This is a genomic window from Clostridium sp. UBA5119, assembly GCF_002414285.1.
In the GTDB taxonomy this organism is placed as follows: domain Bacteria; phylum Bacillota; class Clostridia; order Clostridiales; family Clostridiaceae; genus Clostridium_J; species Clostridium_J sulfidigenes.
In genome coordinates this window covers 42737-62414 of the sequence record NZ_DHYX01000084.1, presented here as the reverse complement: position 1 = coordinate 62414, position 19678 = coordinate 42737, and the positions used below count along the sequence as shown (strand labels likewise).

Sequence of the window (19678 nt, the reverse complement as noted above, 5' to 3'; positions counted from 1 at the left end):
CATTAACTAACTTATTTTAAAAAATAAAAAACACCTAACAAATGCTAGGTGTTGAAAATCTCAATAACTCACATAATAATATTCTCTTCTGTAAGCTTAGATATTAATAATTAAAATTATATCTTTACTTAAGCTTTTATAAAAACACTAGTCTTGCATAAGCAAGGCTTTTATTTTACATAAAAAATAAGACTTATTATTTGCTTCCCTCCGATGGTACTAACCATATCAGGTTCTTAGAGTTAGGACTTTCCTTCTCAGCCAAACTGGCACCCCTAGCTATCTATTAAATTATATTTATTATAACATTGTGGATTTACAAATTCAACTATACTATTCAATAAATACCTAATTGTGCTCCTATATATATATGAATAGTTTTTTATAATAATCACAAAATAAGATTGAACGAAATGTTGAAGGAGGTTAAATTTATGAAATTAGAAGATAACCCTGAGCTACGTGAAAAAGCTAAACAAATGCTTATAGATGGTGAATCTTATGATAAAATTATGGATGTAACTCATTTAAGATTAAAGGATGTAAAAAGAATTGAAAGAGAAGAAGTAAGTAGTCATTTTTAGTTAATACAAAATACCCTGTAAAGTAATGCTCTATTTTGTGTGTTAATCTTTCAGGGTATATTCTATTTTTGTATATGTTTTTGTTCTATATCTCTATTTTATTCTCTAGTATTTCAATAAATTTTGTAGTTGCTGGAGAAAGGGACACGCTCTTTAAAAAGCAGAGCCCTATACTTCTTTTAGGTATTTCTTCCTTTAATTTCACTTTGTATACTATGCCTTTTTCTAAATATTCTTTTGAAAATTCTTTAATAACACAGGCTACTCCTAAGTTTGCCCTTGCAAATTCTAATAATAAATCATAAGATCCTAATTCGATTTCAGCAGTAATTTTAATTCCTTTGGATAACATATATTTCTCTATGTATTGCCTTGATATAGATTTAGATTCTAATAATATTAATGGTAATTCTGTTATTTCTTCAAGGCTAATGGGTTTAGAGCAAAGGTTCTTGTACTTATTTCCACAGACAAATATATCATGAATATCCATACATTCTCTAAGTTCCAGTGCAGAATCTTCAATAGGAAAATTGCAAATTGCAATATCTATTTCCCCTGACTTTACACTAGCACAAAGCTCTAAGGTTGTGGCATTTATTATTTTAAACTTAATATTGGGATATTCCTTGTGAAATTGTTCTAAATAGGGTAATAAAAAATATCTTGATATGGTATCTCCTACACCTATTTTTAAATCTCCTATCATCATATTCTTAATTTTCAAAAGTTTATCTTCTCCAACATGTATCAAATTCATGGCAGAGCTAGCATATTCAAATAAAATTCGCCCTTCATTTGTAAGTATAACCCCTTTAGAAGTTCTTGTGAAAAGCCTTATATCTAGCTCTCTTTCTAACTGCATAATAGATTGACTTACTGCAGGTTGAGTCATGTATAACTCTTTAGCAGCCCTTGAAAAACTTTCATGCTTTCCCACCATACAAAACACTTTATATAAATCTAATTTACTTATCATATAAGTACTCCTTATATCTACTATTTAATCTATTTATTTTACTTATACCACTAAAATGGTGTATATTACAAGTGTAGGTTTTAAAAATTAATGTAATTTTACATAAAGGAGATGTTGTAATTGGAAAGAGTCGTTGGAACTGTTGTTAGAGGACTTCGTTGCCCAATCATAAACAAAGGAGATAACATTGAAGAAATCGTTGTAGATAGCNNAGCGTGCTAACTGCTGCTAAAGTTGAAGGTTTCTCAATTAATGATAAAGATGTAGTTACTGTAACTGAATCTGTAGTTGCTCGTGCGCAAGGAAATTATGCTTCTATAGACAATATTGCTAAAGATGTAAGCTCAAAGTTTGGTGAAGATACTGTGGGAGTAATATTCCCAATACTAAGCCGTAACCGTTTTGCTATATGCCTTCGTGGTATTGCAAAGGGTGCTAAAAAAATTGTTTTAATGCTTAGCTATCCTTCTGATGAGGTTGGTAACCATTTAGTAGACTTAGATATCCTAGATGAAAAAGGAGTTAATCCTTGGACAGATGTTCTAACTGAAAAGCAATTCCGTGAACACTTCGGATTTAATAAACATCCATTTACCGGTGTTGATTATATTGAATATTATAAATCTCTAGTTGAAAGCTATGGAGTAGAGTGTGAAGTTATATTCTCAAATAATCCAAAAACTATATTAGATTATACAAAGAGTATACTTACTTGTGACATTCACACTAGATTCAGAACTAAGAAAATACTTAAGGCAAATGGTGGAGAAAAGATTTATAGTCTTGATGATATTTTATCTTCATCAATTGATGGTAGTGGATTCAATGAAGCTTATGGACTTTTAGGCTCAAACAAATCTACAGAGGAAACAGTTAAACTTTTCCCTCGTAACTGCCAACCAGTAGTTGATAATATACAAGCTATGATTAAAGAGAAAACTGGAAAAACTGTTGAAGTTATGATTTATGGAGATGGAGCATTCAAAGACCCAGTAGGTAAGATTTGGGAGCTTGCTGACCCAGTTGTATCACCTGCATACACTCCAGGACTTGAAGGAACACCAAATGAAGTTAAGTTAAAATATCTTGCTGATAATAACTTTGCTGATTTAAAAGGTGAAGAACTTAAGTCTGCTATCTCTGAATATATTAAAAATAAAGAATCTGATTTAGTAGGTGCTATGGAATCACAAGGTACTACTCCAAGAAGACTTACTGATCTTATAGGTTCATTATCTGACTTAACTTCTGGAAGTGGAGATAAGGGAACTCCTATAATCTTCATCCAAGGTTATTTCGATAATTACACAAAATAATACAGGAAAAACTAATGTAATTTCTTATCCTACTTATATAAAAATAGCCCAAAGGATTTTCTTTATCCATTGGGCTATTTTCTATACTTTATTTTTAATGGATTTTTCTTATATACACTGACTTACTTTTTATAAGAGCTCTTCAAAGATACAGTTCTATTAAATACTAGCTTTTCTTTAGATAATCTAGTATCTCTTATAAAGTATCCATGTCTTATAAATTGAAATCTACCTTCTTTGTTTAGTCTAAGAGCTGCTGGTTCAATAATTGCATTTTTCCTTACGTCTAAAGAATTCTTATTTATATATTCAAATAAATTATCTCCAGATGGAGCATCATTAAATAAATTCTCAAACAATCTAACTTCACAAGGCACTCCATACTTTGCACTTACCCAGTGAATTGTACCCTTAACTTTTCTTCCAGTAAACCCACTACCACTCTTAGTCTCTGGATCATAGCTACATCTAAGTTCTACTATTTCACCAGATTCATTCTTTATTACCTCATTACATTTTATAAAATATGCTCCCTTAAGTCTAACTTCTCCATCTAATACTAATCTATTATATTTCTTAGGTGGATTTTCAGTAAAATCCTCTCTTTCAATATACAATTCTTTAGTAAAAGGCATATCTCTCTTACCTAACTCTTCATTTTCACCGTTATTTTCAATGGTTAAATACTCTAGATGTTCTTCTGGCAAATTTGTTACTACAACTTTTATTGGATCAAGAACTGCCATAACAGAAGGTACCTTTAATTTCAAATCTTGTCTTAAGGAGTTCTCTAGCATAGCAACATCTACTAAAGTATCAGCCTTAGCAACTCCAATTTCTCTTAAAAAGTTTAAAATTGCCTCTCGTGTATACCCTCTTCTTCTCATTCCCTTTAAAGTTGAAAGTCTTGGATCATCCCATCCATCAACTTCTCCACTAGCTACTAACATCTTTAAATATCTCTTACTTGTAACTACTCCACTTAAATTCATTCTTCCAAATTCAATTTGTCTTGGCTTAGGATTATCTAAATCTAACTCATTTAAAACCCATTCATAAAGAGGCCTATGATCTTTGAATTCATTAGAACATAAGGAATGAGAAACCCCTTCAATATAGTCTTGAATTGGATGAGCATAGTCATACATAGGGTATATACACCATTGAGTACCAGTCTTATAGTGTTGTGTATAGGATATTCTATAAATAACTGGGTCTCTCATATTCATATTGGGACTTGCCATATCTATTTTTGCTCTTAACACAGCTTCTCCCTCTTTATATTTACCAGCCTTCATTTTATCAAATAACTCTAAATTTTCTTCAATAGTTCTATCTCTATATGGACTATTTTTACCTGTTGTTGTTAAAGTCCCCCTATATACTCTTACTTCATCGGGAGTTAAATTACATACATAAGCTTTTCCCTTTCTTATTAAATATAAAGCATAGTTATATATTTTTTCACTGTAATCTGAGCCATAAAAAAGTCTATCCTCATAGTCAAACCCCATCCACTTCATATCTTCAATAATAGCATCTACATACTCATGGTCCTCTTTACCTGGGTTAGTGTCATCAAATCTCAAGTTGAATTTCCCATTATACTTTNNTTTAGCAATTCCATAGCTTATATTTATTGCATAAGCACTTCCTATATGGAGATATCCATTAGGTTCAGGAGGAAACCGAGTATGAATTTCATCACATTTCCCCTCATTAATATCTTCCTTCACTAGTCTATCTACAAAGTTTAAAGAATCATTTTCATTACACATATCCTCTTAGTAAAGCTTTTTTTAAGCTTTACTAAATTCACCTCCAATTTATATATAAATTTTAATTTTAAGATTTTATAGTTTTTCACTTAACCAAATATAAAATTTCGAGTGACATTGCTAACGCAACTTTCTCCCTTTGCTCGTAAAAAAAACTCCCACCCTAGGACTGTTATAGTCCTTAGGGCGAGAGTTATATCTTCGCGTTGCCACCTAAATTCATAGATATGTCACCATATCAATCTTATCAAGTACGGTATTAAAAATACTTATACTCTAGTCCTGTAACGTAGACCTACGTCATAGCATCATCTTTAAAGAATCCGTATGAAGCTCAGAGCCTTGTTTCGATAAATACTTCTTTACTCCTTTTCAGCACCTGGAGCTCTCTGTAAAAGAAATTAAATATCTACTTTTCTCATCATAGCTACTATTAATATTATTATCTATAATATACAAATATATTTATTTCGTCAATATAAAATNNAGTTTATTCGTGTAATCCAAATCCACTTATTATTAACGTAGCCCAATCTTCATTTTCTTTTTCAATCCACTTATATTCTATATCCAGTTCTTTAAGCCAAGCATTAAGTCCATAACTTTTTTTGCTTACATTCGGAGATTTTCTTCCAAAGATTTCTTTTATAGTCTCAAGTAATTCAGATTGTGCTTCTTGACCAAGAGGTCTATCAATTACATTACTTATCTCTATACAACATTGGGCATAGGATGAATGATCTTCAAAATATAACTCATTAGCAAGGCCTATTCTTTTTTCATTTAATTCTTTAATTACCTCATTAATTTCATCAATATTTGATAAATACTTCTTAGCTACTCCCATAGAATCAATATCATTGTCTAGTCTATTTATTTGCTTTTCTAATCTTTCATATCTCATATCTTTTTCTCACTTTACATATTTATTTTGCCATACATAGAGTTTGTATTTAATTAATAAAACTTCTTGTCTTAAGTTACATCCTCATTTACATTTCTCTTAATGCCAATAATCTATTATAACATTAAAAATCATTGTTGCAATTAACTTCTTTCAATCTTAACTTTACTTCCACCTCTACCTGATTCCGCTGGAGTAATTACTAATTTTATTGGTACCCTATTTTTTATAGATTCTACGTGACTTATTATTCCTACCTTAAGTTTATCATTATGAATTCTCTCTAAGGAACTCATAACTACTTCTAGTAAATCATCATCTAGTGTTCCAAATCCTTCATCTAAAAAGAATAGCTCTAAGGGTGCTGTTCCCTTAAGTTGAATTTCTGAGGATAGTGCTAAGGCTAAAGCTAAGGATGTTAGAAAGGTCTCTCCTCCTGAAAGTGTGGATGCATCTCTTGAGGCTCCTCCATTTTTATAGTCTCTTATTATGAATTTGCCCTGTTCATCTACTTCTAAACCATAAGTTCCACTAGTAATTTCCTTAAGTCTTTTAGAGGCTTCCATTGACACATATTTAAGTCTAGTAGCAGCTACAAACTCAACAAACTTTTTACCCTTAAATAGCTTTTCTAAATCATCAAGAAGAGCTAATTTATGATCTAATTTTTCTTTTTTATCTAACAATTCCTTTAACTCTAATAGTTTTTTCTTTATATAATTTACTTCTTCTGAACATCTTATATTTACTTCCGTAAAAGCCTTTATTTCCTCTTCTTTTATAGCCTTTTCTTCTTGAACCTGCTGCCAAGCTTCTTCACTTACTTCTCTTCCATTTATCTTTATAAGTAAACTTTCAATAGCCCCATTAACCTTGGATATGCTATTATTGTACTCTTCAATAAATGTCTTTAATCTCTCTATTTCCACCTTAGAAATTACATTATCTTTAACCTGCTCTATATCTTCAAAACTTTCCTTCCTTAAGCAATCCTTCAAGTAAGTTCTTTCTTCCTCCTCTCGTTTATCTAACTGTCTAACCTTACTTATCATTTCTATTAAAGCTTCATTACAGCTTTTAAAGTCTTCTTCCATGGATTCCTTTTTTTTATCATAACCATTAAAGGAATCTTCTATAGTCTTTATTTCTTCCTGAAGTTGCATTAATAAGTCCTTGAGATTATCCATATCTCCTACCTTAGCTTTTATTTGAAGTTCCTTCTCCTCTGCACTTTTTTCTTTTTCTATAAGGGCAGATTTTTCTTTAGCTAAGTTTTCTCTAAGAGAATTTATGCTTATTTGTAGGGATTCCTTGCTATCTATTAGTTCATCTAATCCCTTTCTATACTTTTTTATGTTCTTCTCTAACTCTTCTCTTTCTTTTTCTATCCTTAATATTTCTTCATTTTTTTCTTGAAAACTTTCTACATTGATAGAGTTTTTTATGCTACTAATATCATTTTCTAAAGCACTACAAGATAGAGTATTTTTATTAAATTCTAGGTCCACATCCTTACATTGCTTTTTCTTTTCCTCTATTATTGATTTTATAGTATCGCTTTTCCCTTCTAAGGATAGTTTTTCTTCTTTTAAAGTTTTTATAACAGTCTCTAAAACTTCTTTATCTTTGTTATACTGCGAAAGCTCTTTATCTAGCGCCTTAAATTTATCTTCTAATATTTCTAGATTCCCAACTTTAAAATCATCCCCTAAAGCTTTTATTTCTAGTTCTTTAGCCTTAATGTTTTCTTCTAAATTTAAGATTTTAGTGTTGTCCCTAGTAATATTCATTTCTATTCTCTTAAGTTGACTTTCAAAGTCATGTAATTTTTCGTTTTTTTCATTTAAATCTAGGTTTTCTATATGCCTTATATTCTCAACATGATGCTCTAAAGAACCACAAACAGGGCAAGGTTTTCCCTTATTTAAATTTTCTCTAAGCTCACTTGCTAAAGTCTCAACCTGCAGCTCTAATATTTCTGCTTTTAACCCTTTAATGGTCTCATCTATCTTAGACTTATTTTTCTCATATTTATTTACTGCTTCCCTTAAACTTTTAATAATTTCTTCTGAGCTTTTAATAACTTCAGTTGCAAGGCTATATTTTTTAGTCTTTTCTGCTACCTCAGATATCCATCTTTGAAGATTCAAAAGATCAGTAGATTCTCCTGGACAAGTATTAATTAGTTTCTCTAACTCCTCTTCCTTTTCTTTAAGCAATGCTTCCTTTTTACTAAGTTCTTCTCTGCATAAACCCTCTTTTATGTGTTCTTCTTCCATAACTTTTTTTAGTTTTGATAAAGTTAATTTATCTTTATCTACTAAAGCTTTTAAATCTAAAAATCTTTCATTAAGTCTAATACCCCTTTGAACCTTTTCCTTTAATTCACTATCTATCTTAAGGGCTTCAAACTTCATCTCAGCTTCTTTTATAACGTTTCCACCTTTAAGAATTCTTTTATCTAAAATATCTATTTCTCCCTGAGCCTTCTGTCCCTGATCATTTAAACTTTTAACTCTTTCTCTTAACTCACTAATATTAACTTTTAAAGCACCTAAGTTTTTCTTTTCTATTAAAGCATCCTTAACCTTTTCTTCTTTTACTTTTAAGTCAGGTAATTCCTTATCCTTTTTCTTTCTCCAAAAATTCCACTTACTTTCTAGTTTATCTTTTTCTACTTTTAATTTTTCATATTGGAGATTTAAATCATTTTCCTTTTCCTTCGAGGCTTTTAAATCTCTTAGAGTATTTTCATAGTTTTCTATATAAGGTAAAACCCTAGCTGCACCTTCACCAATTTTTAGCTTTTTCTTATACTCTTCTATTTCTTCAGCTTTTCCCATTAGAGATTTTTTCTTTTCCTCATAGGCTTTGATATCTAAGGTTAACTTCCAAACTTCTTCTTTTTCCTTAAAATCTTCTGCTAACTTCTTAAGTTCCTCATTACCTTTTATTAGTATATCTGTTGAAGTTTTTAGTTCATCCTCTTTTTCTTTTAATGTATCCTCATTTATATTTTCATAACCCTTAAGCTCACCAGATAGCTCCTTGTATTTACTTTCTTCCTTGATTACTTCAGCCTTTAGCTTACTTGTAAGATTATCCCCATACTTTTGCAAATTAAATAACCTCTCAAGCATATCTCTTCTCATTCTACCCTCTAACCTTAAAAACTCACTAAATTTTCCTTGAGGTAACACTACAGTTCTAGTAAAATCCTCTAAACTTAATCCTATAATCTCTCTACAAGCTGCAGTAACTTCCTTCACCTTATCTGCTAAAATTATGGGCTCCTCTAAAGTCATGTCTACTATCTTACATTTTCCTGATATAGGATTACCCGTTTTCTTATCTCTTTTAAATTCTCTATCTACAACATATCTCTTAGACTTTGCTCCTGAAATTTGAAAGGTATAACTTAAAGCTAAGCTATCACAATTAGTATTTATAAAGTTTGAACTTTTTCTTGAAACCTCTCCATATAAAGCTAAAGTTATTCCATCTAATACTGTAGATTTTCCACTACCAGTAGGCCCAAATATACCAAAAAAGCCTTGCTCCGTAAGCTTTTCAAAATCTATAAATTGCTCTTCATTAAAGCTATTTAATCCTTTAATTTTAAGACTAATTGGTTTCATTATCTTCGCCTCCTTCTTCTGAGATTATAGACATAAGTAAATAAACCACTTCATCCTCTGCATCTACTCCTCTTTCTCTTTTATAAAAATCCTTAAATATCTCTTCAAAGGATTTTTCAGAAAGACTCCTAGAATTTTCATCCTCTTCCTCCACCCCTATAATCTTAGGCATAATTTCTAGGATATCTCTTTTTAATGTCTTCATTTTCTTTATTTCATCTTCATTTATATATCTATCTGTAGAAATTTCAAGATAAACCCAACAATTTCTATCCTTATTTTCCTCACACTTTAAGATAGCTTCCTCTACTCCATCACATTTCCACACCTCAATGGGCTTATAAACCTTTATTTCTACCTCTTCTATAACGCTATCTTCTCCAGCCTTTACATCTATAATAAAGCATTTATTTTTAAAGTTAATTTCCTTTTTATTATAATGAAGAGGTGAACCTGAGTATCGTGCTCTTTTATTAGTTCCAGGAACTATTTGAGGCTTATGCACATGACCAAGAGCTATATATTGAGCTGACTCTGGAAAACAGCTACCATTTACTATGTAGCTTCCTCCTAGTTGTATGCTTCTCTCTGAACCACTTTCTTCACTTCCCATTGCAAATAGATGTGATACTACTAAATTTATAGTGTCTTCTCTATAATGACATTCTAAAGTGTGAAATAATTCATGTATTCTATCACTATAAGACATTAATTTTTCTTCTTCACTTTCCATGCCACTATACAATATTTCATTTAATCTTTTTTCACTGGGATAGGGTACTGTTAATATAACTGCTCTTTCTCCATTAACTTCAATTTCAATAAACCCTTCTCCAGATTCAATAAGTCTGTGTTTTCCATAGCTCCCTGGTTGAACTACAGTTTTTGGAGTTCCCACCATAATTATTCCATGGTCCATAGCTAAAGGACCTGCTGCCACTAATCTCTCTGGATTATCATGATTTCCCGATATTACAAGGGTTAGCCTTTCACCATTTCTAGAAATTCTCTTTAAAGTATCATAAAACATTTTTTCAGCTCTAGCTGGTGGATTACTTGTATCATAGACATCTCCTGCAATAATAACTAAATCTATATTATTTTCTTCTACTATATTTACAAAGTCCTTTAAAAACTCTTCTTGCTCATCCATCCTACTCTTACTCTCTAGATTTTTTCCTAGATGCCAGTCTCCAGTATGAAGTATTCTCAATTTTGTTCCCCCTCCATTAATCTATATCTATTTCTTTAAACCCTATAAATTCCTCACCCTTAAATTTCATAACAATAATCCAAGGCATAATACTTTTTATTCTATTAAACTCCTCATAACCAAAAGTTTTATTATAATAATTCAATATTGTACTTAAAGCTGTGCCATGAGTTCCTATTACTACATTCTTGTCTTTATCCTCACCTAATATTTCTTTTAGTGCTTTTATATTTCTCTCTTGCACCTGTCTAAGACATTCACCTTTAGAAAGCTTGTACTCAAAATCCTCCCATTGGCATTTTACAAACTCATTAAAATCATATATCCATTGATCTGTAATAGTCCTCTCTCTTAAATCATCCTTAGTTTTTACTTCTAAATTTAAAGTATTTGCTAACTTCCTAACGGTATCTATTGCACGTTTATATGGACTAGAGTAAATAGCATGAATCTCTTTATTTTTTAATACTTTCTCTACTTTTTTACTATCTTCTAATCCTTTATCCGTTAATGGTCTAATGAAATCTTCATGAATTGAAAAGTCAGGCTCACAATGTCTAATAAAATATATGTTGGTCATTTTCCCTTCCCTCCTATAAATAAACTCTAATTCTATATTATTCTATTATACCTTAAGTTATTTTGTAGTATCATCTTTAATTAAAAACTTACTAGTATTTTTTGAATACTATTGAAGATAGAAAACTAAAAAGAGTTATATTAAAACAATTTTCTAATCTTAATTAAATATTGTACATTCATTTAAAATAAATATAAGTACAATATTAGTTAAACATTAATTTTGTTTTGATATAACTCTAAACTCATTTAAACACTTTATTCTTCTATACCATAGAATAATTCTATTACATCTCTATCTGGTTTTTTCCCAATATAACTTCCCATTAAGAATGTAATTATAGCTACCACAAGAGCGGGCACTATAGGTTGAACTCCCATTGGTGCAAACTTTGTAATGTAAAATATTATAAAGGAACCAACACCGCAAATCATAGATATTATAGCCCTCATAGCATTAGCCCTTTTCCAATATAAACCAAAGACCACTGGACAAAAGAAAGCAGCCTCTAATCCACCAAAAGCAAATAGATTAATAAAAGTAAGTAATGATGGAGGTTGTATTGCAAGAATAAATACTATAAGCCCTATAATTGCTGTGGACCATAGACTCATTTTTGATATTTTCTTTTCAAAATCTTTACCTTCTTTTACATCATAATTTTTCATAATGTAGTTCATATATATATCTTTTATAATTGCAGCAGAAGATAAGATTAACATAGAAGATACCGTTGACATAACTGCAGCTAGTGGTGCTGCAAGAAATATTCCAGCAGCTATAGGATGCATAATATTAATAACTAAAGTTGGAATAACAGTATCTGAATTTGCAATTCCCTTTGGAAGAATTGCTGCAGAAAGTACTCCTGCTAAAAGCATTCCAAACATTAAAATAAAAAATACTACTGTTCCATAAATCATGGCATCATGCATAGATTTACTATTCTTAAACCCCATAGCTCTAACTGTATTTTGAGGAAGTCCAAGGGTCCCTACTCCTACTAATACCCAAAAGGACATTATATATCCTTTACTAAAATGTTCTCCAGATAAAGGGGTATTCCATACTGGATTAACTTCATTTAAAGTAGCTGAAATAGTATCCATTCCCCCTCCAACCTTTATAATGGAGTAAATAATTAGTCCTGTACCTATTATCATTATAATTCCTTGAATTGTGTCAGTAACTACCACTGCTTTAAAGCCTCCAATGGTAGTATATATAATAACTATTGTACCGAAAAGAATTAGTCCTACCAAATAGGAATACCCTGTAATAGACTGAAAAAGTACAGCTCCTCCAATAAACTGTGCCACCATAGTTACAATAAAAAATACTACTAAAGCAATAGATGCCATTATAACTACTGTGGGTGATTTATATCTTTTGTATAAATAATCTGTAACTGTTACAGCATTAATTTTTCTTGATATTATAGCTAGCTTTTTTCCTAAGATTCCTAGTGTTAAAAATGCTGTTGGAACTTGAGTTACTGCTACAAATACCCAGCTTAATCCTACAGAATAAGCAATTCCAGGTCCACCAATAAAACTGCTAGCGCTAGTATAAGTTGCTATTAGTGTCATAGCAAGAACAAGCCCTCCCATGGATCTTCCACCTATGAAGTAATTATTAATAAATCCATTTTTAGAATTTTCTTTTGCTGCATTTTTACTGATCCAAACTCCTACAAATAAGTTTAATGCTAAATAAAGAATAATTGGTATTACAATTAACATTTTTTCCATACTACATTCCCCACTTTATTTTTCCTTATGATTCTTCTTTTGTTCTTCGTCACTTTCCAAATCCATATCCACAAATAAGTACTTTACAGTAAATGTTACTGCTACAATAAGTATTATTGGTCCTACAAAACTACTTAATACAAACCACAATGGTAGTCCCATTACATATTTATAAGTAGATGGATCTCCACTTCCTAGTCCAAAGCCAGTAACATACCACCAAATAAAATAAAGTATATACAAAATAATAGAAATGATAGCTTCTTTATTCATTTGTCGATTCTTAGCTTTTTCTGATAATTTCATAATTTTACTCCTCTTGATTTCAATATAAATAAGTTTTCTAGAGCTGTACCATTTAGTAATAAGCCCTCATTTTAACAACATAGTAATATTATCACGTCACCATTGAGTTCACAATGGTTTTCATAATTTATTTTCCCCTAATATAGTATTTTAACTTAAATAAATATAAAATTTTTTAATAAATATAAATCTTTTTTAAAAAAATATTGAAAAACTATTGCATATTTATAAGTTATAGTTGTATAATTATGCAACAGTAATAAATTATTATACAAGGAGGATACAAAAATGAAAAAAGGTATACTAAAGAAAATTTTTGCACTAGCTATGGTAGGTACCATGTCACTATCTTTAATGGCATGCAGTAATAAAGAAGAGGTGGACTTGCTATCTAAAATAAAAAAAGAAGGAAAATTAAAAGTAGGTATGAGTGTTGATTACGCACCTTATGAATTCTTTATAATGGAAAATGGTGAAAAGAAAACCGTTGGTCTAGACATATCTCTAGTAAGTGAAATTGCTAAAGATTTGGGTGTAGAATACGAAATTCAAGAGATGGAATTTAGCACTATTTGTGATGCTACAAGAAATGGAATCATTGATTTAGGCGTGTCTGGACTATCAGTTAATGAAGAAAGAAAAGAAGTTATAGATTTCTCAAATATATATTTTCAAGCAGAACAAGGAATATTGATAAATAAAAACAATTCTGAAACTATTAAAAGTATTAATGATTTGAAAGGCAAAAAAGTAGGAGCTCAAAATGGTTCTACACAAGCTACTTTAGCTCAGGGAATTGAAAATGCTGATGTTAAGTTATTAGCACAAGTTCCAACTTTAATTCAAGATTTAATAGCTGGAAACTTAGATGCAGTAATTGTTGAACTTCCAGTAGCTGATATACAAGCTATGGTTCATGAAGAATTAGCTGTTGCAAAAGAAAAAATTAATGATACTTCCGGTGGTGGTTCTGCTATAGCTCTTCCAAAGGGACAAAATGCTTTGCTAGAAGCAGTTAATAAAACATTAGAAAGATTAGAATCTGAAGGTAAAATACAAGAGTTTTATAAAGAAGCTATAAAATTAAGTAAAGATGAGGTTACAGCTCAATAATTTTTACTAGCTACAAAGGAGGAAGCTATGTCTAATTTAAGTTTTAAGTTTTTAGAAAAATATTATCCAGTGTTTATAGAAGGTATTCAATGGACTTTATTAGTAGCAATGCTATCAGTTCTATTTGGAGCAATCCTAGGAACCCTTCTTTGCTTCATGAAAAGGTCCAAATTATCTGTATTAAAAGTACCTATTCCTAGGGTTATAGCTTCTATTTATATAGAATTCATAAGAGGAACACCTTTATTACTACAAATTTTTATAGTATATTTTGGTACAACCTCCTTTGGAGTTAAACTTACTCCTTTAGTAGCTTGTGTAATAGCACTTTCACTTAACTCTGGAGCTTATGTGGCAGAAATAATAAGAAGTGGAATTGATGCAGTAGATAAAGGACAATTAGAGGCTGCAAGAAGTCTAGGTATGAATCAAATAATGGCCATGCAACATATTATATTACCACAAGCCATAAGAAATATTTTACCTGCTATTGGTAATGAGTTTGTGGCTATAATAAAGGAATCATCTATGGCATCAGCTATAGGTGTAGCAGAGATTACTTATGGTGCTAAGCTAGTTACAGGTGCCACCTATAGAAACTTTGAGCCCTTAATTGTAGCAGCAATCTGCTACTTTATCCTAACATTTACTCTAGGAAGATTAATGGCTTATGCAGAAAGGAGACTTAAAGGAAATGATTCACGTTAAAAATTTAAAGAAAAACTTTGGAGAACTAGAAGTTTTAAAGGGAATTGATGAGCATATAACTAAAGGTGAAGTTGTTGTAATTATTGGTCCCTCTGGTTCTGGTAAGTCTACCTTCTTACGTTGCCTTAATCTACTAGAAGAGCCGACTTCAGGAGAAATTATATTTGAAGGAAATAATATCACTGATAAAAAGGCTAATATAAATAAACTAAGAGAAAAAATGGGAATGGTGTTTCAACAATTTAATCTCTTTCCTCATAAATCAGTATTAGAAAATATAACTATATCACCTATTAAGGTAAAAGGTGAAAAACTTCAATCAGCTAATGAAAAGGCTCTATCCCTTTTAAAAATGGTAGGTCTAACAGATAAAACTAGTGCTTACCCAAGCTCCTTATCTGGTGGACAAAAGCAAAGGATAGCAATAGCCAGAGCTTTAGCCATGAACCCAGATGTAATGCTATTTGACGAACCTACCTCTGCTTTAGATCCTGAAATGGTTGGCGAAGTTTTAAATGTTATGAAAGAACTAGCCAAAGAAGGTATGACCATGGTGGTAGTAACACATGAAATGGGCTTTGCAAGAGAAGTTGGAGATAGAATTTTATTTATGGATGAAGGAAAAATTCTAGAAGAAGGAACTCCAGATGAACTTTTTGGAAATCCTAAAAACTCTAGAACTATAGATTTTTTATCTAAGGTTTTATAAATCAATAAAATTCTCAATGGATTTTCATAAAATAATTTATCACAGTATATACTTATTCTTTATATATAGGGCACACTAAAATAACCAGTGATTTATTTTGAAAATAAATTCACTGGTTATATTTCTATTATTTATAATTTCGTAGTAGTGTAACCTTTATTTATCAATATGCTAAATCAGCCTTTAAAAGTTAAAATATCTTTTAATCCTTTTGTCTAACTCCAATTTTCACGCCATTTGGATCATGTATAAAGATATATCTTTCCATAGGCCCATTAATTATTTTTATATTTTGCTCTTCTAATTTTCTTACAGCTTCATTGAAGTCATTTACATTAAATACAATAGAAACATTTGAACCATTGACTTTTTCTACCCCTGTAAAATTCTTCGGATATTCTATTAATTCAATAATTCCACCCTCTTCATCCTTTAAGAAAACAATACGTATTCCATCTGGAGCATCTATTCTATGCATTTCTTTTAACTCTAAAATTTCTTTATAAAACTTTTCTGACTTTTCTAAATCTGCTACTGCTATTGTAACCATTTCTAAATTCATAAATACTACCTCACTTTATTAATTTTACACCTACTACGATATATTTATACTATCCTCTTTATTTATATATTTTATATTAATAGCCTTTATATAAAAAAACACTTTGTTTATATAAAAATTCTACTGTAACCTTTTAGTTATTCAACAGTAATCTCTAAATAACTAATCACATTCTCATATGGATAATCTGACCTAACTCCATATGTAGGATCATAATATATTCCATTATAATAAACCATAAGATGACTCTTTTTATTTCCTTGGACATTAATGATACAACATTTAGGAAACTTTACTTCTATTCCCCTTGTATAAATAAATTTATCTGAATGAGCTATCCCGTAATAATCTAGTGCCTCAATGACTTTGCTTATACTTGCCAGACATTTATTACTGTGCATAACATTTATTATTTCATCAATAGATAATCCAGTTAACATAGCAATACATGCTTGTCCACAAAGCCCCTTATCTGGTTGATTAACATATTCTATGTTATCAATCTTTCTTATAGGGTTCTCCTTATTATATGGACTATCGAAATTAATTCTAGTTAATCCCTCAATTATCTCAAATTTAACACAGACTTCATCCACAGAGCTTATTTTATTCAAAACTGACTTTACAATTGGAATGTAATAAACTCCTTTTCCCTTTGGCATCAACTTACACTCAAAATATACATCATTAATGATTACCTTAACAGGTATCATTCCTTTTTTCTTGCATGTTTCCCATACATTAAAAGGAATAGATACAAATATTCTATTACCTTCTTTTAAAAAAGTAGAGTTAAATGAATATATCATAATCAAACCTCACATGTTATTTATTTTACTTTTTTGATGAACATACAAAATCCACTTTTACATTTCAGAAACAGCGTTTTTTAGTTCTTTAATTGCCTCTTCATACTCTAGGCTTCCACATAATACTTTCAAATCTTCTTCATCCATAAGTGATTGAAATAAATTCTTTCTTATTATCTTCTGCCCTTCCACATCCACCTCTAATCTAAGATTTTCAAAATAAGGGTTATTACTATAATCGTATTCTGTAGAAAGTAGCTCTTTTACATAATTGTTAAACCACTTTGAAGCAAGCTCCTTATCTCCTACTTCAATATATAGCCTGCAGTAATTATATGCTCCTGAACCCATTCCTATTTTAAATATATTTTCTACTTGATTTAAAGCATCTAAATACAAAGCCGCTTTTTCATAATTATGTTCACTCTTTGATACACTTGCTAAAATTGATATCATTGCATTACTTTGGTTTAAATACTGTAATAACATTCCTTTGCACATGTTTTCTGCTTCCTTATTCTTACCTTGCCTCTGTAACAGTGAAGAATATAGTACCATAGGATCTATAAATGAATTTGATAATTCCTTAAGGGCCTTTTCACTTTCTTCATAGTTTTCTAAGGTCATTTGTATATTAGCAATAGAAAATAAAGCTGCTGATATATATTTTGAAACCTTACTTTCAGTAACTTGATAAAGTAAAGTTAAGCAATACTCTATTCTAGACTTTATACATTCCTCCGAAACATTACCTGACATCATAGAATACATTTGAATCAATTGTGCTATTATCAATTTTAAATATATATTATTAGGATATTCTTTCTCATATTCTTTACATCTTTGTTCTCCTTTAATATATCCCTGATGTAAAAACACATCAACTAATTCTTTTTTTATATTAATTACTTCCACTTCAGAGAGTTCTTGTTGAAAGGACAGTAAAATATCTAAAGAAGTATCTAACGCTCTTGCCAATGGAGCTAATAAAGAAATATCGGGCGTTGAATTTCCAGTCTCCCATTTACTTACCGCTCCAGCTGAAATACCAATCATACTTGCCAACTGCTCTTGAGTAATCTTTTTTTCTTTTCTTAACCGTAAAATAGTTTCTCCAATATTTAATCTATTCATATTCACTACCTCCGCCTTATATGGCTCTTTAAGTATCTTTATTATAAGCTTAATTACAACTGTCAACAATGGAGAGTAGTTCATACTTAAGTTGAAAAAACTTGAGTGGTATTCAACTTTATGGTTATAAGTTATAGTTATTAGCCTATTCTATGTCTCATATCCCAAATATCATTATAATTTTGTTTGTATAAACTCAATAAGTGGCTTAAGATTTTCTTTGTTTGTCCAATCGAAGTTAGAGCCAATTGCTTGCATTAATGCAGCTTCCCAAGGTTCGTAATTGTTAGGGTCTTTTTTTGCAACAGCTTTTTTAAGAATATTACAAAGGGTTTTGTCTTTCCAAGACATACTTTTCTCATTCCAAGCACCACGACAATAAAAACATGGGATTTCATTAAGTTTCCCCTTAAAATTACGCTCTTTTATAGCAGTCATAGCTTTTTCATCATATGGAGATGCTCCCACTGCAAAAACTACTATTCTTTTACCCTTTAGTTTTTCATAATGTTTTCTTAGAAAAGATACTCCTGCTATACCTGTTGCATAAATACCTCCACCTAAAATAATTGTATCGTATTTTGCAACTTGTTCTATATCAGCTTGTTTTGTTTCAATTATGTTACTTGAGAGCTCTTCTGCTAACCATTCCGCATATTTTTTTGTAGCTCCATACTTTGATTGATATAGTACTACTGTATTTTCCAACTTTAGTACCTCCTTGTATAATGATTTAATTACATTTTTTTATTATACCTATAATAGTAAAATGGTTTTTTTATATTTTAACCTTTCTTAATATTATATCTTTTGCCTCATTTTTAATATCCATTTATATTCTTTCTATCATTTTAATATCACTATTGATAATAACATCAAATACAATATTATCCAATACATTCTATAAGTATATTTTATTTTCGATAATTTCGTGTCATAATAGGATTAATAAATAATTTATGGAGATGATTTTATGAATACTGAAATAGAAAAACTAACACAAATTTTAAGAAATAGCAATAACATAGTATTCTTTGGTGGCGCAGGAGTATCTACCGAATCAAATATACCGGATTTTAGAAGTGCTAATGGGCTTTTTAATGCACGACTTAACATGACACTTTCTCCTGAACAGTTAGTTTCTCATACTTACTTTATAAGATTTCCTGAGGAATTTTTTAATTTTTATAAAGCAAAACTTATATATCCTGAAGCTAAACCTAATGGAGCACATATAGCCCTTGCTAACCTTGAAAAATTGGGTAAACTTAAAGCAATCATTACTCAAAACATTGATGGACTTCATCAAGCAGCTGGTTCTAAAAATGTATTTGAGCTCCATGGCTCAATTCACAGAAACTATTGCATAAAGTGTAATGATAGCTATGATGTGGATTTTATTTTAAATTCTACAGGAATACCTACTTGTCCTAAATGTAGTGGAACTGTTAGACCTGATGTAGTTTTATATGAAGAAGGTTTAGATGAAAGTGTACTTAAAGAAGCTATAGATGCTATCTCAAAAGCAGACACATTAATTATAGGTGGAACTTCGCTAGTAGTTTATCCTGCAGCAAATCTTATCAACTACTTT

General features: G+C 30.3%; 17 protein-coding genes, 1 pseudogene, 1 riboswitch and 1 other annotated feature. Of the genes and pseudogenes, 6 read left to right on the top strand and 12 right to left on the bottom strand.

What is annotated here, in order from left to right:
- Positions 1 to 188 precede the first annotated feature (188 nt).
- A riboswitch (TPP riboswitch) is annotated at positions 189 to 287 on the bottom strand.
- A 147-nt stretch (positions 288 to 434) separates the two neighbouring features.
- Positions 435 to 584, top strand: coding sequence for a hypothetical protein (locus B2671_RS13455; protein WP_167402733.1), 150 nt, complete (start codon positions 435 to 437; stop codon positions 582 to 584).
- An 85-nt stretch (positions 585 to 669) separates the two neighbouring features.
- Here B2671_RS13455 and B2671_RS13450 read toward each other — a convergent pair whose 3' ends face one another.
- Positions 670 to 1563, bottom strand: a complete 894-nt coding sequence (locus B2671_RS13450) for a LysR family transcriptional regulator (protein ID WP_346870868.1) — start codon at positions 1561 to 1563, stop codon at positions 670 to 672.
- Positions 1564 to 1683: 120 nt separating this feature from the next.
- On the opposite strand from B2671_RS13450, the pseudogene B2671_RS13445 reads away from it, so the two are divergent.
- A pseudogene (locus tag B2671_RS13445) lies at positions 1684 to 2879 on the top strand (coenzyme F420-0:L-glutamate ligase).
- Positions 2880 to 3001: 122 nt separating this feature from the next.
- Here B2671_RS13445 and B2671_RS13440 read toward each other — a convergent pair.
- The 7 genes from B2671_RS13440 to B2671_RS13410 form a co-directional block, all read right to left on the bottom strand.
- Positions 3002 to 4657: a glutamine--tRNA ligase/YqeY domain fusion protein gene (locus B2671_RS13440; protein ID WP_346870867.1), complete on the bottom strand. Its 1656-nt coding sequence runs from the start codon at positions 4655 to 4657 to the stop codon at positions 3002 to 3004.
- Between the two features lie 179 nt (positions 4658 to 4836).
- Positions 4837 to 5091, bottom strand: a binding site (T-box leader).
- A 56-nt stretch (positions 5092 to 5147) separates the two neighbouring features.
- Positions 5148 to 5561: a hypothetical protein gene (locus B2671_RS13435; RefSeq protein ID WP_346870866.1), complete on the bottom strand. Its 414-nt coding sequence runs from the start codon at positions 5559 to 5561 to the stop codon at positions 5148 to 5150.
- A gap of 143 nt (positions 5562 to 5704) precedes the next feature.
- Complete coding sequence (locus B2671_RS13430; protein WP_346870865.1) at positions 5705 to 9199, bottom strand: SbcC/MukB-like Walker B domain-containing protein; 3495 nt, start codon at positions 9197 to 9199, stop codon at positions 5705 to 5707.
- The gene (locus B2671_RS13425; protein WP_346870864.1) at positions 9186 to 10412 is read right to left on the bottom strand and encodes an exonuclease SbcCD subunit D; all 1227 of its coding nucleotides are present in this window, start codon (positions 10410 to 10412) and stop codon (positions 9186 to 9188) included. The genes B2671_RS13430 and B2671_RS13425 overlap by 14 nt, the downstream gene beginning before the upstream one ends.
- A 16-nt stretch (positions 10413 to 10428) precedes the next feature.
- Positions 10429 to 10992 (bottom strand): histidine phosphatase family protein, encoded by a 564-nt coding sequence (locus B2671_RS13420; RefSeq protein WP_346870863.1) that lies wholly within the window; start codon positions 10990 to 10992, stop codon positions 10429 to 10431.
- Positions 10993 to 11249: 257 nt separating this feature from the next.
- Entirely contained in the window at positions 11250 to 12743 is a 1494-nt protein-coding gene (gene panF, locus B2671_RS13415) for a sodium/pantothenate symporter (protein WP_346870862.1), read from the bottom strand.
- A 15-nt stretch (positions 12744 to 12758) separates the two neighbouring features.
- Positions 12759 to 13049, bottom strand: coding sequence for a YhdT family protein (locus B2671_RS13410; protein WP_346870861.1), 291 nt, complete (start codon positions 13047 to 13049; stop codon positions 12759 to 12761).
- A 288-nt stretch (positions 13050 to 13337) separates the two neighbouring features.
- Between B2671_RS13410 and B2671_RS13405 the strand changes: the two genes are divergently transcribed.
- The 3 genes from B2671_RS13405 to B2671_RS13395 are packed head-to-tail and all read left to right on the top strand — an operon-like array spanning position 13338 to position 15579.
- Complete coding sequence (locus tag B2671_RS13405; RefSeq protein ID WP_346870860.1) at positions 13338 to 14162, top strand: transporter substrate-binding domain-containing protein; 825 nt, start codon at positions 13338 to 13340, stop codon at positions 14160 to 14162.
- Positions 14163 to 14189: 27 nt separating this feature from the next.
- A complete protein-coding gene (locus B2671_RS13400; RefSeq protein ID WP_346870859.1) occupies positions 14190 to 14870 on the top strand; it encodes an amino acid ABC transporter permease in 681 nt (226 codons plus the stop codon).
- Positions 14857 to 15579: an amino acid ABC transporter ATP-binding protein gene (locus tag B2671_RS13395; protein WP_346870881.1), complete on the top strand. Its 723-nt coding sequence runs from the start codon at positions 14857 to 14859 to the stop codon at positions 15577 to 15579. Before B2671_RS13400 ends, B2671_RS13395 begins: the two co-directional genes overlap by 14 nt.
- A 202-nt stretch (positions 15580 to 15781) precedes the next feature.
- Here the strand turns inward: B2671_RS13395 and B2671_RS13390 are convergent, their stop codons facing one another.
- The 4 genes from B2671_RS13390 to B2671_RS13375 form a co-directional block, all read right to left on the bottom strand.
- Positions 15782 to 16141, bottom strand: a complete 360-nt coding sequence (locus tag B2671_RS13390; protein WP_346870858.1) for a VOC family protein — start codon at positions 16139 to 16141, stop codon at positions 15782 to 15784.
- Positions 16142 to 16278: 137 nt separating this feature from the next.
- Entirely contained in the window at positions 16279 to 16950 is a 672-nt protein-coding gene (locus tag B2671_RS13385) for a DUF1905 domain-containing protein (protein WP_346870857.1), read from the bottom strand.
- Positions 16951 to 17007: 57 nt separating this feature from the next.
- Complete coding sequence (locus tag B2671_RS13380) at positions 17008 to 18084, bottom strand: helix-turn-helix transcriptional regulator (protein WP_346870856.1); 1077 nt, start codon at positions 18082 to 18084, stop codon at positions 17008 to 17010.
- Positions 18085 to 18258: 174 nt separating this feature from the next.
- Positions 18259 to 18792 carry a flavodoxin domain-containing protein gene (locus B2671_RS13375; protein WP_346870855.1) on the bottom strand — a complete coding sequence of 178 codons (534 nt, stop codon included), beginning with the start codon at positions 18790 to 18792 and terminating at the stop codon, positions 18259 to 18261.
- Positions 18793 to 19057: 265 nt separating this feature from the next.
- Between B2671_RS13375 and B2671_RS13370 the strand changes: the two genes are divergently transcribed.
- A partial coding sequence (locus B2671_RS13370) for an NAD-dependent protein deacylase (protein ID WP_346870854.1) occupies positions 19058 to 19678 on the top strand: 621 nt, incomplete at its 3' end.

Coding starts and splice junctions, on each gene's coding strand:
- B2671_RS13400 (WP_346870859.1), top strand. CDS start 14,190: ATGTCTAATTTAAGTTTTAAGTTTTTAGAAAAATATTATCCAGTGTTT.
- panF (WP_346870862.1), bottom strand. CDS start 12,743: ATGGAAAAAATGTTAATTGTAATACCAATTATTCTTTATTTAGCATTA.
- B2671_RS13405 (WP_346870860.1), top strand. CDS start 13,338: ATGAAAAAAGGTATACTAAAGAAAATTTTTGCACTAGCTATGGTAGGT.
- B2671_RS13455 (WP_167402733.1), top strand. CDS start 435: ATGAAATTAGAAGATAACCCTGAGCTACGTGAAAAAGCTAAACAAATG.
- B2671_RS13380 (WP_346870856.1), bottom strand. CDS start 18,084: ATGAATAGATTAAATATTGGAGAAACTATTTTACGGTTAAGAAAAGAA.
- B2671_RS13420 (WP_346870863.1), bottom strand. CDS start 10,992: ATGACCAACATATATTTTATTAGACATTGTGAGCCTGACTTTTCAATT.
- B2671_RS13435 (WP_346870866.1), bottom strand. CDS start 5,561: ATGAGATATGAAAGATTAGAAAAGCAAATAAATAGACTAGACAATGAT.
- B2671_RS13430 (WP_346870865.1), bottom strand. CDS start 9,199: ATGAAACCAATTAGTCTTAAAATTAAAGGATTAAATAGCTTTAATGAA.
- B2671_RS13390 (WP_346870858.1), bottom strand. CDS start 16,141: ATGAATTTAGAAATGGTTACAATAGCAGTAGCAGATTTAGAAAAGTCA.
- B2671_RS13450 (WP_346870868.1), bottom strand. CDS start 1,563: ATGATAAGTAAATTAGATTTATATAAAGTGTTTTGTATGGTGGGAAAG.
- B2671_RS13385 (WP_346870857.1), bottom strand. CDS start 16,950: ATGATATATTCATTTAACTCTACTTTTTTAAAAGAAGGTAATAGAATA.
- B2671_RS13395 (WP_346870881.1), top strand. CDS start 14,857: ATGATTCACGTTAAAAATTTAAAGAAAAACTTTGGAGAACTAGAAGTT.
- B2671_RS13410 (WP_346870861.1), bottom strand. CDS start 13,049: ATGAAATTATCAGAAAAAGCTAAGAATCGACAAATGAATAAAGAAGCT.